Consider the following 13,683-nt stretch of genomic DNA (forward strand, 5'->3'; position numbering starts at 1 on the left):
ATATCATTCTTCATCCTTAAATCAGCGCGGGTCTATCCGGCGCTCCGCCCGTCGCACGGTCCGGGCGGCGCGGCTTTGTCGACCAATTACGCGCCTTTCGATTTGATTCAACGCATAAATTCAAGCGAAATCAGCGCAACTTTTGTATCATGATGTAACGCATCTCTTTGTTTCATCACGCGATATTTGGAATTGCTCCAAATGCTCCGGGCTTTTTTACAAGCTGCGCCCTTGCCAATCGGAGCGAATAAATTACGACAGGCTCCGCCCGAAGCCGCTGAAGGACAGGAACGCCGTGACCCAGCCCTCCCTCGAAAAACAGACCATCGCCCGGGAAACCGCAAAGATGCTGATCGAGGTGGAGGCGATCCTTTTCAATCCGCAAAAGCCCTTCATCTTCACCTCCGGCTGGGCGAGCCCCGTCTATACCGACATGCGCAAGCTGATCTCCTTCCCGCGGCTACGCGGCCGGCTGCTGGACTTCGCCGTGACGACGATCGAGCGCGAAATCGGCTATGAGCAGCTGGATATCGTCGCCGGCGGCGAGACGGCCGGCATTCCCTACGCGGCGTGGCTGTCCGAGCGGCTGATGCTGCCGATGCAATATGTCCGCAAGAAGCCGAAGGGCTTTGGCCGCAACGCCCGCATCGAGGGCGTGCTGCAAGACGGCGCCCGGACGCTGCTGGTCGAGGATCTCGCCAGCGACGGCCGCAGCAAGGTCAGCTTCTGCGAGGCGCTGCGCGAGGCGGGCCAAAAATGCGACCATGTCTTCGTGTTTTTCTTCTACGGCATCTTTCCGGAAGCAGCCAAAGTCATGGCCGACCTTGGCGTCACGCTTCATCATCTTGTCACCTGGCGCGACATTCTGGAGGTTGCGCGGGCGGAGCGATATTTTGAGAAAGCGACGCTGGACGAAGTCGAGGCCTTTTTGAACGAGCCGGCCAAATGGTCGGCGGCCCATGGCGGGATCGCCGCGTTCAAAAGCTGAGGGCGGCAAGCCCATCCGCGCCGGAGCGAAGCGTTGAATTCATTCTTGCAGAATCTTCAGATCGATCTTCCCATCATTCAGGCGCCGATGGCGGGGACCTCGACGCCGCAACTGGCCGCAGCCGTCTCCAATGCCGGCGGTCTCGGCTCCATTGGGCTTGGCGCGAGCGACGCCGCCAGCGCGCGCGCCATGCTTGCGGCGACTCGCGCGGCGACCAACCGGCCCTTCAACGTCAATCTGTTCTGTCACGCTCCGGCGCGGCGGGACCGTGAGCGGGAGACGGCGTGGCTGCGCCGTCTCGCCCCACGCTTCGAAGCGTTCGGCGCCGAGCCGCTGCAGGAGCTGCAGGAGCCATACACGAGCTTCGTCGCGGACGACGCCATGCTGGCGGCGCTGCTGGAAGCGCGGCCAAAGGTCGTCAGCTTTCATTTCGGATTGCCCGACGGCGACCGCATCGAAGCGCTGCGCGCCATCGGCGCGACGCTGTTTGCGACGGCGACCAGCCTCAAAGAAGCCGAAACCGCGGTCGCGGCTGGGGTGGATGCGATTGTCGCACAGGGTTTCGAGGCTGGCGGCCATCGCGGCGTGTTCGATCCGGCCGCCCCCGACGACAGGCTCGGAACGCTTGCGCTGACCCGCCTGCTGGCGCGGCGGCTCGATGCGCCGGTCATCGCGGCGGGCGGGATCATGGATGGCGCCGGCGTCGCGGCCGCATTGAAGCTTGGCGCGGCCGCCGCGCAGCTCGGCACGGCGTTTATCGGATGCCCGGAATCGAATGCCGACGCGGCCTATCGCGCCGCGCTGTTCAGCCCGAGCGCATCGCATACGATCATGACCTCGGCCATTTCCGGCCGGCCGGCGCGCTGCCTCGCCAATGAATTTACCCGCTTCGGCGAAGAGATCGCGGATGCGCCCCGCCCCGACTATCCGATCGCTTATGACGCCGGCAAGGCGCTCAACGCCGCGGCAAAGGCCAAAAATCACGGCGGTTACGGCGCGCAATGGGCGGGTCAAGGCGCGCCGCTCGCCCGCGCCGTGCCGGCGGCGGAGCTGATGAGATCGCTTCGCAGCGAGCTGGAAGAAGCGCTGCGAGGTTGAGCCTATCCGGTCCCGGCTTCGAAAAACTTCATGCGCCGGTCATGCGCTTCGGCCGGCAGCGGCTCGCTTCCGGCAAAAATCTCCTCGAAGCGCCGCTTGAATTCGGCCGCGGCAGCCGGATTTTCAACGATGATCAGATCATTGTCCTGCTTCTTCAGACCCGAGGCCGAGAAATTCGCCGCTCCGGTGCGCAAAATGGCGCCGTCGATCTGGTAGCTTTTCAGATGCATCAGCGGCGCGCCGGCGCGTTTCAGGCCGATCTCGATGTCGGGATTGTCGAGGAGATCCATGAAGGGCGCGCTCGGATCGCGCTGGCCAATCCGGCCGTAATCGAGATAGATGCGGATCTTGACGCCGCGGCGCGCGGCGCGGCTCAGCGCCTGCATCACGGGCCAGTCGGTCAGCACATAGGCGGCCATGTCGATCTCGCGCTGCGCTTGATCGATTAGGGCGACGTCGATACGTTCCAGATTCTCGGCTGGCGCGTAATGGATCGACGTGGCGCCGCGCGGGATTGGCGAGGATTCGGGGGCGGCGACGGCGATCGCGACAAGGACGAAGCCGGCGAGCAACGCGCTGGCGAAGCGACGGCGATGAATAAAAGCCGTGCGCCCCTCACTGCTGAACAAGCCTGTCCGAAACTGCCCGTGCGAAACACGCATCTATCGTCCTGCCGATTCGCTTTCAACGAGAACATACACTCAACCACAACCTTTAAGAATTGCTGGAGAAAATCTTGGGACGCGGAATTCGCTACGAGCGACAAGTATTGAGCGTTGACGAGGTCGCTCTAGTCGCATCAACGCATCATCCCGCGCTCGGCGCCTTGAGCGACGAAGAACTCGCCAAATTGAGGACGCTCGTGCGCGAAAGGCGCGACCGCGCCCGCGATATCGCCGCGCGGCAGCGGCGCGAGATGCGCGGCAAGGCGGCGGCGAAAGGCGCGCGCCCGGCCGCCGATGACACCGGATCGCGCGGCAAGCGCGATTTGCTCGCCGCCGCCATGAAGCGGATCAATGGCGAGACCACGCGGCGCGAGGGCAAAGCCGCGCGGGAAGCCATGAAAGACAGCGCGCAGCGCGCTCTCGCCTTGCGCAGCAGGCGCGAAGCCGAGTCCGCGCGCCGGCCGGCCACCCGGACCGCCGGAGAGGGCATGCGCCCCTCCGACAGCAAGGCGACGAAGCAGCGCAATCGCGCCAAGCTCGGCGCGGTCAGCCAGCACACGAAGAACATGCAGGCCAAGCGCGACGGCAGGTAAGGGGGCCGCCGGCGCGCGGGTTTTATGGAGGCGGGAGGGTCGCGCGATATTCGCGCGGGCTCCCGTTCTTCGGCACGTCGAACAGGACCAGCGCACGCAGCTTGCCGCCGGACTCATCAAGCGGCAGCACGGCCTCGGCCTTGGGCCTTTTCATATCTCCGTCTCCGTCCTTCGCGAAGGGTAAATCCTCGAGCGACGCGATGGACTTTTTTTTCGCCGGCCCAGACGCCTCGGGAAGCGTTACCGCATAGAGGCTGAACAGCGTGTCCTGGTCCTGGGCCGGCCCCGCGAGAACAAGAAGGCGCCCGTCCAAAAGGAGCGCGAGATCCCTGATCCCCACGCCTTCGCCAAGATCCAGGGTAATCTCCCGCACATCGAAAGAGCCCTCCAAAGGCCCCGGCGCGAAAAGGTCGCTGACCTTGGCCGCAACGATGAAGGCCTTGCCGCCGAGGGAAGGAGCCCGCGCCCCGGCATAGAGCATTCCGTTGACGACGGCGACGCCTTCAATGTTTAGTCCGTTTTCGTCTTTCAGGTTTTTACCGAAAAAATTGCGGACGTTATCCGCCTTCTTGAGCGCGTCGGACAACCGATAGGTCGCCTCGGCGGGCTCGACAGCTTTGCCTGATGCATCAAGCCGGAAGCGCGTCGTGATGAAGGCCGACCGGGAGAACTCGTTGTTCTTACGCGAACAGCCGTGCGAGCCGACGACATAGAAATAATCGCCGTCATAGGCGACGCCCTCACCGTCGAGATCCTTGAAGCCGACATCCGGGCATCCGGCTTTAGGGGCGACACCGTAAACTTCTTTCGTTTTGAAGATCAGTTCGACGGGGTCTTTTGGCTTGAGCTCATGATCTTCGAGGATAGCCGTCTGCGCGAAAAGGCCCTGGTCGTCGATCACGACGCAACGGCGCCGACTGTCGTTCTCGCGGCGGCAGGCGATCCCGCTGAGATCGTGCGAGGGCTTCTCGCCGTCTCCGCCCTTGACGAATTTGCCGTCAACGTTAATTTCTTTGCCGCTTACGATCTGTCCATCAGCTTCGGCGCAAAGCGCCGATGCTGAGGCCAGCATGCACACCGCAGCCAAAAACACAGACGCCTTGAACATCGCGCCCTCCCGAACAAAAATACAATTTTGCGCCCGCTCGAAGTCCTGCGCAAGGCCTGCGCGCCAGGACAACAGCTGCTTTCATTGCGCCGCCTCGGCGAATTTATTGCGGATGTTGGCGCGGCCCCTCCGGCCCGAACGGTGTCTTCGCAGTTCGTTCTTGATCGCCTTCAAGGCTCAACAAGCGCCCATCGCCTGTATCTATTGTGGCATAGCCAAGCGGACCGATCGAAATCGTATCGGACCATTCCCTAATCCTGCGGAATTGGCGCGCGATATTCCGCCGGCGCGCCGTTTGCCGGCCCGTCGAACAAGACGATCGTGCGAAGTTCGCCTTCGGACAACGCAATCGGCAGCACGGCCTCGGCTTTGGCCCGCATCGGTCGACCGTCTTTATCCGTTGTGAGGACGTCCTCCAGCCGGGCGACCGGCGTCGCCGTGGCGCGGCCGGTCAGCAGCTGGGACGCCAGGAAAAGGCTGTAGGGCGTCGCGGGATCGTCCTGCGTCGGCCCGGCGAGGATCAGCAGCTTGCCGCCGGGCAGCGCGGCAAGATCCCTGATCCCTGTATTTTTCCCCAAAGCCAATGAAATATCGAAGATCTGCAACGGAATGCGATTCGCGCCCGGCGCAAACAGATCGGCGATTTTTGCGCCAATGACAAAGGCGTCGCCGTCAACGGAGGGCGCGCGCGCGCCGGCATAAAGCATCCCGTCAATGACGGCGAGGCCCTCGACATTCAGCCCATCGGTTCTCCCGCCGTGCCCGTTCAGCACGCGGCCAAAGCTCGAGCCGACGGAATCTGCGGCGGCCAGGGCGTCCGACAGGCGGTAGGTCGCCTCGACGCTCGTGTTCGGGGCAGAGGCGTCGAGGCCGGGCTTCCCGTCCCCGTCGACAAGGTCGCCCGACGTGTTGAGGCGGAAGCGCACGGTGATGAAGGCGGACGGCGTGAACTTGCCGGAATGGCGCGAACATCCGTGCGACCCCACGACATAGAAATAGGGAGCGGCGTAGGCGACGCCCTCGCCGTCAAGGTCCTTGAATTTGTCGTCGTCCTTCGGGCATTGCGCCGTCGTCGGAGAAGAGCCGACGATCGTCGCCCTGCTTTCCTCCGCGATCAGTTTTATGCGCGGGCCGGCCCGCAGCGCGCCCTGCTCAAGAAAAGCGACTTGAGCGAAGCGGCTCTGATCGTCGATAACGACGCAGATCCGGCGTCCGGCCAGCTCCGGCTGACACGCGATTCCGCTGAGATCGCGCGAGACCTTGCCCTTGTCATTGATGAATTCGCCTGCGACGGCGATCTGCCGCGCCGGAGCGAGCGCTGCGGCGTCCGCCGCACGGGCGCACTGCGACGCCGCGACAAGCGCGAGCAAAGCCGCAAAGGCCGCCGCCATCTTCGACATGCAGGAAGGCTCCGTGACGCGCAGCGAATGCTCGGCGTTCAGATTCGCATGATGCGCGCGCGGCGCAAACAGATTCTTGGCGTTAATGCGCCGCTTCGGCGAATTTATTGAGGATATTGGCGCGCCCGGCGCGGCCCAGAATCGTCACCCCGTCGCCGGCGACGATCCGCGTCCCTGGAAGCGGACGCTCGGCCTTCTGGCTGCCCGCCTGCTCCACGGCGATGATGAAGAAGCTCCGTTCCGCCTTGCTTTCGATCTCCTCGACCGTCAGCCCGGTGAAGACGCTCCCCTCGGCTGCGACGACCACCTCGAGTTCGAGCCCGAGCGTGCGGAGATCAAGATCCATTTGCCGGCGCCGCTCGGGCGACTGGATGACGCCGGCGATCGAGGGAAACAGGATCATCGAGGCGATCTGCTCGGCGCCGATATGCGCCGGCAAAATCACCGAATCCGCCCCGGCCTGCAGCAGCTTGCGCTCGGTCGACGGCTCCTCGCCGCGCGCGATGATCTGCACCGCGCCGTTGAGGCTGCGCGCGCTCAGAGTGATGAAGACATTGACGGGATCGGAGGAGACGACGGTCGCGAGCGCGCGCGCCCGCTCGATGCCGGCCTGCTTCAGGGCGGCCTCGTCGGCGGCGTCGGCGTGGACGCAGAGATAGCCGAGTTCGCGCGCCTCGGCGCAACGCTCCGGATTGGGCTCGATGACGACGAATTTCGCCTTGCCGGCTTTAAGCTCTTTCGAGAGCATCGCGCCCGTTCTTCCGAACCCGCAGACAATGACGTGGTCGGAGAGAGTTTCGATTTGCTTGTTCATACGGGTGAGCCCCAACATCTGCTGGATCTGCGTCAGCGTGATGAACTGCACAATCGCGCCGGTCAGGTAGATCATGCCGGTGCAGCCGAGCGCGATCAGTCCGATCGTCAGCGCGCGCAGTTCGATCGTATCGAGTGGGTGGACTTCTTCATAGCCGACGGTGAAGATCGTCAGCACCACCATGAACAGGGAGTCGCCGAAACTCCAGCCATTGTGCATGTAGCCGATGACGCCGAGCGCCGCGACGATCACCACAAAGACGACGCCAAGGATAAGGTTTCGCGCCAGCGAGTTGGAGAGCCATTTCATGGCTGAGGCGGCGCGAGACCGCTTTCCGATCGAAAGAAATCAGTCGCTCGACAGGAAATCGGTCCAGATTCAGGAGCTGGAGCGTATTCTTCTCGATCAGCTCGATCCAATCTGATCGGAACAGGCTCCAGGGCGGAAAAAAGGGCCAAGCTGGCGTTACCCGATGGTGGGTCGGAAGTGCCGCCGAGCTTTAGCAAAAACAGCGCCGCTTGCGAAGGAAGGTTTTTTTGCGCTCAGGCCGCGGACTCGATCGGGGCGAGGCCGGCGGTTTCGTCATCGGTAAAAACATGGCCGCGCGTCAGGAAACGAACCCCCTCTGGCGATTCCAGAGAGAAGCCCGCGCCGCGGCCCTTGACGATGTCGATGATCAGCTGGGTATGAGACCAGAGTTCGAACTGCTCGGCGCCGATGAAGACGGGGCAGCCGGCGATCGCGCCGAGCTTGACGTCGCTCTTGCCGGTCTTGAATTCGTCAAGCGGGTAGCACATCGGTGAACTGCCGTCGCAGCAGCCGCCGGATTGATGGAACAGCAGATCGCCGTGCACCGCCTTGAGGCGGCCGATCATCTCGATGGCTTCGTCCGTCGCAACGACCCGCTCGACCATCCTGGCGCTCCCTTCCCATCATGCCCGCCGTCTGAAACAGCTTCCCGTCCGCAAGCATAACATCGCGAGCCCGCGACGCCAGCCCGGCGCTGAGCGCCAAAATCAGGACGCCTGCATAGCTTTCGCTTCGCGCCGCCAGGAGGCGAGCAACCCTTCCGTGTAGCCGTTCGGCTCCTCGCGGCCCTTGAAGATGAGATCGAGCGCCGCCTTAAACGCCGGCCCGTCGAAATTCGGCGCCATCGGCCCATACAGCGGATCGCCCGCATTCTGCCGGTCGACGACGACGGCCATGGTTTTCAACGCGGCCAGCACCTGCTCTTTCGTCACGATGTCATGGCGCAGCCAGTTGGCGATGTGCTGGCTCGAGATCCGCAGCGTCGCGCGATCCTCCATCAGGGCGACGTCATGGACGTCCGGCACCTTGGAGCAGCCGATGCCCTGATCGACCCAGCGCACGACATAGCCCAAAATGCCCTGGCAGTTGTTTTCGATCTCCTGCTTGATGTCGTCCGGCGCCCAATTGGTCTTGGCCAGCGGGATCGTCAGAATATCGGTGAGCTTGGCGCGCGGGCGCTTGCGCAGCTCGGCCTGACGCATGGCGACGTCGACGCGATGGTAATGCAGCGCATGCAGCGTCGCCGCGGTCGGCGAAGGCACCCAGGCGGTGTTGGCGCCCGACAGCGGATGGGCGATTTTCTTGGCGACCATTTCGGCCATGTTGTCGGGCGCAGCCCACATGCCCTTGCCGATCTGCGCTCGGCCCGGCAATCCGCAGGCGAGCCCGATATCCACATTGTTGTTTTCATAGGCCGCGATCCAGGGCGTCCCCTTGATCTCATCCTTGCGGATCATCGGACCCGCCTCCATCGAGGTGTGGATCTCGTCGCCGGTGCGATCGAGGAAGCCGGTATTGATGAAGAACACTCGGTCGGCGGCGGCAAAAATGCAGGCCTTCAGATTGACCGTGGTGCGCCGCTCCTCATCCATGATGCCCATTTTGAGCGTGAAGCGATCGAGGCCCAGCATATCCTCGACCCGGCCGAACAGATCATTGGCGAGAGCCACTTCATCCGGCCCGTGCATCTTGGGTTTGACGATGTAGATCGAGCCGCTGCGGCTGTTGTGGATCGGACCCGCGCCCTTGACGTCATGCATGCCGATCAGCGCGGTGACGGCGGCGTCGACGATGGTCTCGGGAACCTCATGACCGTCCGCATCGAGCACGGCGTCGGTGCGCACATGATGACCGACATTACGCACGAGAAGCAGGCTGCGTCCGTGCAGGGCCATGGGGGCGCCGTCGCGATCGGTATAGACGCGGTCGGGATTGAGCCGCCGTTCGATCAACAGGCCCTTCTTCTCGAGCGTCGCCGACAGTTCGCCCTTCATCAGGCCGAGCCAGTTGCGATAGACGTCGACCTTGTCCTGCGCGTCGACCGCGGCGACGCTGTCCTCAAGGTCGACGATGGCGCTGAGCGCCGCTTCGAGAATGACGTCGGCGAGGCCGGATTTGCTTTCCGAGCCGACAAGGCTGACGGGATCAATGTCGAGTTCGATGTGCAGGCCGTGCTGGCGCAGCAGCACGACAAAGGAGCCGGGGCCAGTCCTCCGCCAGCCGGCGAAACGGCCAGGATGCTTCAGCCGCGTCTCAAGCCCATTGTCGAGTTCGGCGACGAGTTCGCCGTTGGCGACCTTGTAGCTGATGACGTCCTTGTGGCTGCCCTTGGACAGCGGGACCAGCTCGTCGAGCAGGTTGCGCGCATATTCAATGACGCGCGCGCCGCGCGCCTTGTTGTAGCCCTTGCCGCGTTCGGCGCCTGGCGTTTCCGGTATGACGTCGGAGCCGTAGAGCGCGTCGAACAGGCTGCCCCAGCGGGCGTTGGCCGCGTTGAGAACAAAGCGCGCATTCGAGGCGGGAACGACAAGCTGAGGACCCGAGACGCGCGCGACCTCGCGCGTATTTTCGGTGCGGATGGCAAAATCCGGCGGCTCGGGGACAATGTAGCCGATCTCGCGCAGGAACGCCTCATAGCCGGCCATGTCGAAAGATCTTGCGGCGTAGATTTTGTGATAGGCGTCGATCTTGGATTGAAGCTCGTCGCGGAAGCGCAATTGCGCCCGGATGCGCGGAGCGAAATCCTCGATCAGCCCGGCAAGGCCGGTCCAGAACTGGTCCGCCTTGACGCCTGTCCCCGGCAGCACGTCGGTCTCGACGAAATCCCGCAAAGCCGTGTCGACGCTTATCGGTCCGATCTGCGCGTAAGCCATGAGCCTCTCGTTTCCTCGAGTTGAGCGCCCTGCCTCGCACGTCTCGCGGCGGCGTTGCGGTGCGGCGGGACAGGCGCGCGCCGATGCCCTGCGTCCAGAGCGAGAATAAAGCAAGGCAGGCGCCAGCCCTCGCAAATAGACGCAAGGAAGCGCCCAAGATATAGGCCTTTTGGTCTAATCCTCCGCGCGGAATTTCACCGCGTTAAAAATCCCCCTGCATCAGCCACGCTCTAGCATGGCGACATAAAATCCATCCGTCCCGCTTGACGCTGGCGAGAGCCGAAGTCCCGGCCCGCGCGTCGAGGCGAAGCCGGAAAGCTCGGGCAGACCGGCGCGCTCCGCCATCGCTTGCGCCGGCACAGGGCGGAACTCAGCGTGTCCGGCAAGAAACGCCGCGACGCGTTCTTCATTCTCGTCCAGCAGCAGCGAGCAGGTGACGTACACAATTCTACCCTGAGGCTTTAGAAAGCGCGAGGCCTCGGCGAGCAGTTGATCCTGCTCGGCCATGCGCAGCTCCAGCGCGCCCGGCCGGATCCGCCATTTGGCGTCTGGGTTGCGCCGCCAGGCGCCGATCCCGGTGCAAGGGGCGTCGATCAACACAAGATCGCAGCGCCCTTCGAGATCGGCAAGAAAATCCTCGCCCTTGCGCGGAGGGCGAACCTGCACATTGCGCGCGCCGGCCCGTGCGAGCCGGGCATAGATCGGCGCCAGCCGGCGTCCTTCGTCGTCGCTGGCGTAGATCTGCCCCTTGTTCTGCATCATCGCGGCGAGCGCGAGCGCCTTCCCGCCGCCGCCGGCGCAAAGATCAAGCGCCTGCTCGCCGGGCGACGCCGCGCAGAGCAGCGCCGCGAGCTGCGAGCCTTCATCCTGAATTTCGACGCGGCCCCTGATGTAATCCGGCTCGCCGGCCAGGGATGGATTGCGTCCATCCGGGGTCAGCGGGAGCCGCAGTCCGACCGGCGAAAAGCGCGTCGGCGCCGCGTGAAGGCGGGCAAGACGCGCCAGCGCCTTGTCGCGCTCGCCCTTCAATGTGTTGACGCGGAGATCGAGCGGCGCGCGTTCGGCGAGCGCGGCGGTCTCCGCGATCAGCCGGTCGCCGAAAGCGGCGGCAAGGGCAGGCTCCAGCCAATCGGGAAAATCGCCGGCGACATGCGCCGGAGCCCCCTCAAGATCGCCCGTCTTCAGCCGGTCGCGCTCGGCGCTGGTCAGCTGCGCCGGCGTATGGCCTTCCCCCGTAAACAAAGCCTCGATGGTTTCATCGGACAGGCCACGCGCGAGACGCAGCGCGCCGAGCATGATCCCGCGCGAGGCGCCGTCATCCATAAGGAAGGCGCTCGAGGCCCGCTTGCGCAGCGCGTCGAACACGAGGGAGGCGATCGCCGAGCGGTCTTTCGACCCCGCGAAACGATGGCCGAGGCCCCAATCCTTCAGGGCGTCCGAGGCTGGCCGCCGGAGCGTCTCGATATCGTCCAGAATCTCGATCGCCGCGGCGACGCGCGCCCCGGGGATCATAGCGGCGCCAAGAGAATGCGGACCGCAAAGACAATCCACATGACGGCGAGCGTCACAACGCCAAGCAGCCAGAGCGCGCCCCGGTGCGGCTGACGATTCGACGTCGTGTGAACGCCCGCATGGGCGAGCCGCGACAACACGAAAATCCACGACATGACGACGAACAGAACATCGGCCTTGCGGGTCAAAATCGCCAGCGGAATGAGCGCGAAAAACAGAACCGGGATCTCGAACTGGTTGGAAAAGCTATCGGCGATGAGTTTTGCGGGCGCCGGTTCGGACGGGTCCGCGGGCTTGCCGTGACGCGCCGCAATCATCCACAGGCAGAGCGCAAAGATCAACGCCACCTCGACGAAGACGGGCAGGAGGATGGATTGAATCGACATGCATTTATGACGTGAAGTGAGCTGGGTCGATTGCAGGAATATCTAAAGGACCCAGAGGACCCCCGTCGAGCCAAGACTCTGCACTTGACCGATTTGGATCGTTTACCAAGGCAAGTAAGCCATCATTAAATTCCTCAGGCAGAACGAACCAAGTCGGGTAGCCACTAGATACAGGGTTGCCTAAACGATATTCCGCGTCGCCGTTCCATCGCACCAATAGGACCCGCTTTTTTTTATCCCAAATACCGATGGCTAGGGACCAGTCAGGAACAACGTGAATTACGTTCACGTTTTCCAATCTGCTCCTAGGAGATTTAACGCTAAGTGGGTTTATAGCCATTTTAACGACCCTAAAGCGTGGATTGTGTTGAGATCGCTCAGCCGCCGGTCGGGTAATTCGGGCTTTCGCGCGTGATGGCGACGTCATGGACATGGCTTTCGCGCAGACTCGCCGCCGAGATGCGCACGAATTGCGCCCGCGACTGGAAGGTGACGATATCGCGCGCGCCGACATAACCCATGGCGGCGCGAAGGCCGCCGGCAAGCTGATGCACGATCGCCCCGACCGGCCCGCGGTAAGGCACCTGGCCCTCGACGCCCTCCGGCACGAGCTTTAGATGATCCTTGATATCCTGCTGGAAATAACGGTCCGCGGAGCCGCGCGACATCGCCCCGACGGAGCCCATGCCGCGGTAGGATTTGAACGAGCGGCCCTGATAGAGATAGACCTCGCCGGGGCTCTCGTCGGTGCCCGCGAATAGCGAGCCGATCATGACGGTGTCCGCCCCCGCCGCGATGGCCTTGGCGAGATCGCCGGAATATTTGATGCCGCCATCGGCGATCACGGGAATGTTTTGGGCGCGCGCCGCTTCGGCGCAATCCATGATGGCCGTCAGCTGCGGCACGCCGACGCCGGCGACGATCCGCGTCGTGCAGATGGAGCCCGGGCCGATGCCGACCTTCACGCCGTCGGCGCCCGCGTCGATCAGCGCCTTGCAGCCATCGGCGGTCGCGACATTGCCGGCGATCAGCGCAACCTTGTTCGAGATGCGCTTCACGCGCAAAACCTGATCCAGCACCGCCTGCGAATGGCCATGCGCCGTGTCGATCACGATGCAGTCGACGCCGGCGTCGACCAGCATTTCGGCGCGTTCGAAACCCTTGTCGCCAACCGTCGAGGCGGCGGCGACGCGAAGCCGCCCTTCGGAGTCTTTCGAGGCGAGCGGATGCAGCGTCGCTTTTTCCATGTCCTTGACGGTGACGAGGCCGACGCAGCGGAAATCATCGTCGACGACGACGAGCTTTTCGAGGCGGTGCTGGTGCAGCAGCCGGCGCGCCTCGTCCTGGCTCACCCCCTCGCGAACCGTGATGATCTCCTTGGTCATCAGATTGGAGACCGGCTCCAACGGATTATCGGCGAAGCGCACGTCGCGATTGGTCAGAATGCCGCAGAGCCGCGCCGGCTTGCCGGCCGGGCTTCTCTCGACGACGGGAATGCCGGAAATCTCGTGGCGGCGCATCAGCGCCAGCGCGTCGGCGAGCGTTTCGTCGGGGAAGATGGTGATCGGATCGACCACCATGCCGCTCTCGTAGCGCTTGACCTTGCGCACTTCCTCGGCCTGTTCGGCCGGCTCGAGATTGCGGTGGATGACGCCGATCCCGCCCGCCTGCGCCAGCGCAATCGCCAGCCGCGCCTCCGTCACCGTGTCCATTGCCGAGGAGATCACCGGCAAATTAAGCGTGATCGTCGAGGCGAGCCGCGTCTTGAGATCGACGCCGCTCGGCATCACCTCGGAATGGCCCGGCAGCAGCAGGACGTCGTCGAATGTAAAGGCTTCGTTGAGCGATGGGCGCTTGATCGAGGTCAATCTGTCAACTCCTTGAATTGCCGGCGAAGCAGCGACAGTCCCGCGAAAATGCGCCCGCGGTCCGCGCTT

12 protein-coding genes are annotated in these 13,683 nt (G+C 63.7%); 3 read left to right on the forward strand and 9 right to left on the reverse strand.

All coding sequences use genetic code 11. The features are described from left to right. Positions 1-295 precede the first annotated feature (295 nt). Positions 296-988: an orotate phosphoribosyltransferase gene (locus tag MSIL_RS06740; RefSeq protein WP_012590352.1), complete on the forward strand. Its 693-nt coding sequence runs from the start codon at positions 296-298 to the stop codon at positions 986-988. Positions 989-1,021: 33 nt separating this feature from the next. Then, positions 1,022-2,086 carry an NAD(P)H-dependent flavin oxidoreductase gene (locus MSIL_RS06745; protein WP_012590353.1) on the forward strand — a complete coding sequence of 355 codons (1,065 nt, stop codon included), beginning with the start codon at positions 1,022-1,024 and terminating at the stop codon, positions 2,084-2,086. A gap of 2 nt (positions 2,087-2,088) precedes the next feature. Here MSIL_RS06745 and MSIL_RS06750 read toward each other — a convergent pair whose 3' ends face one another. Beyond that, entirely contained in the window at positions 2,089-2,748 is a 660-nt protein-coding gene (locus MSIL_RS06750; RefSeq protein WP_012590354.1) for a phospholipase D-like domain-containing protein, read from the reverse strand. A gap of 107 nt (positions 2,749-2,855) precedes the next feature. On the opposite strand from MSIL_RS06750, the gene MSIL_RS06755 reads away from it, so the two are divergent. Then, on the forward strand, positions 2,856-3,344 hold the full coding sequence (locus MSIL_RS06755) for a hypothetical protein (RefSeq protein ID WP_083772185.1): 489 nt from the start codon (positions 2,856-2,858) through the stop codon (positions 3,342-3,344). A gap of 22 nt (positions 3,345-3,366) precedes the next feature. Here MSIL_RS06755 and MSIL_RS06760 read toward each other — a convergent pair whose 3' ends face one another. The 8 genes from MSIL_RS06760 to guaB all read right to left on the reverse strand — a co-directional run bounded on the left by MSIL_RS06760 (position 3,367) and on the right by guaB (position 13,614). Continuing rightward, positions 3,367-4,452 carry a DUF3616 domain-containing protein gene (locus MSIL_RS06760; protein WP_012590356.1) on the reverse strand — a complete coding sequence of 362 codons (1,086 nt, stop codon included), beginning with the start codon at positions 4,450-4,452 and terminating at the stop codon, positions 3,367-3,369. A 251-nt stretch (positions 4,453-4,703) separates the two neighbouring features. Further along, positions 4,704-5,852, reverse strand: coding sequence for a DUF3616 domain-containing protein (locus tag MSIL_RS06765; RefSeq protein WP_012590357.1), 1,149 nt, complete (start codon positions 5,850-5,852; stop codon positions 4,704-4,706). A gap of 82 nt (positions 5,853-5,934) precedes the next feature. Beyond that, positions 5,935-6,975 (reverse strand): potassium channel family protein, encoded by a 1,041-nt coding sequence (locus MSIL_RS06770; RefSeq protein WP_012590358.1) that lies wholly within the window; start codon positions 6,973-6,975, stop codon positions 5,935-5,937. 233 nt (positions 6,976-7,208) lie between these two features. Beyond that, positions 7,209-7,580 (reverse strand): DUF779 domain-containing protein, encoded by a 372-nt coding sequence (locus MSIL_RS06775; protein WP_012590359.1) that lies wholly within the window; start codon positions 7,578-7,580, stop codon positions 7,209-7,211. A gap of 102 nt (positions 7,581-7,682) precedes the next feature. Then, positions 7,683-9,848 carry a malate synthase G gene (locus MSIL_RS06780; protein WP_012590360.1) on the reverse strand — a complete coding sequence of 722 codons (2,166 nt, stop codon included), beginning with the start codon at positions 9,846-9,848 and terminating at the stop codon, positions 7,683-7,685. A gap of 219 nt (positions 9,849-10,067) precedes the next feature. After that, the gene (locus MSIL_RS06785) at positions 10,068-11,360 is read right to left on the reverse strand and encodes an RsmB/NOP family class I SAM-dependent RNA methyltransferase (protein ID WP_012590361.1); all 1,293 of its coding nucleotides are present in this window, start codon (positions 11,358-11,360) and stop codon (positions 10,068-10,070) included. Beyond that, on the reverse strand, positions 11,357-11,746 hold the full coding sequence (locus tag MSIL_RS06790; protein ID WP_012590362.1) for an MAPEG family protein: 390 nt from the start codon (positions 11,744-11,746) through the stop codon (positions 11,357-11,359). Before MSIL_RS06790 ends, MSIL_RS06785 begins: the two co-directional genes overlap by 4 nt. A gap of 377 nt (positions 11,747-12,123) precedes the next feature. After that, complete coding sequence (gene guaB, locus MSIL_RS06795) at positions 12,124-13,614, reverse strand: IMP dehydrogenase (RefSeq protein ID WP_012590363.1); 1,491 nt, start codon at positions 13,612-13,614, stop codon at positions 12,124-12,126. Between the last annotated feature and the right edge of the window lie 69 nt (positions 13,615-13,683).

The organism is Methylocella silvestris BL2, assembly GCF_000021745.1.
Lineage (GTDB): Bacteria > Pseudomonadota > Alphaproteobacteria > Rhizobiales > Beijerinckiaceae > Methylocapsa > Methylocapsa silvestris.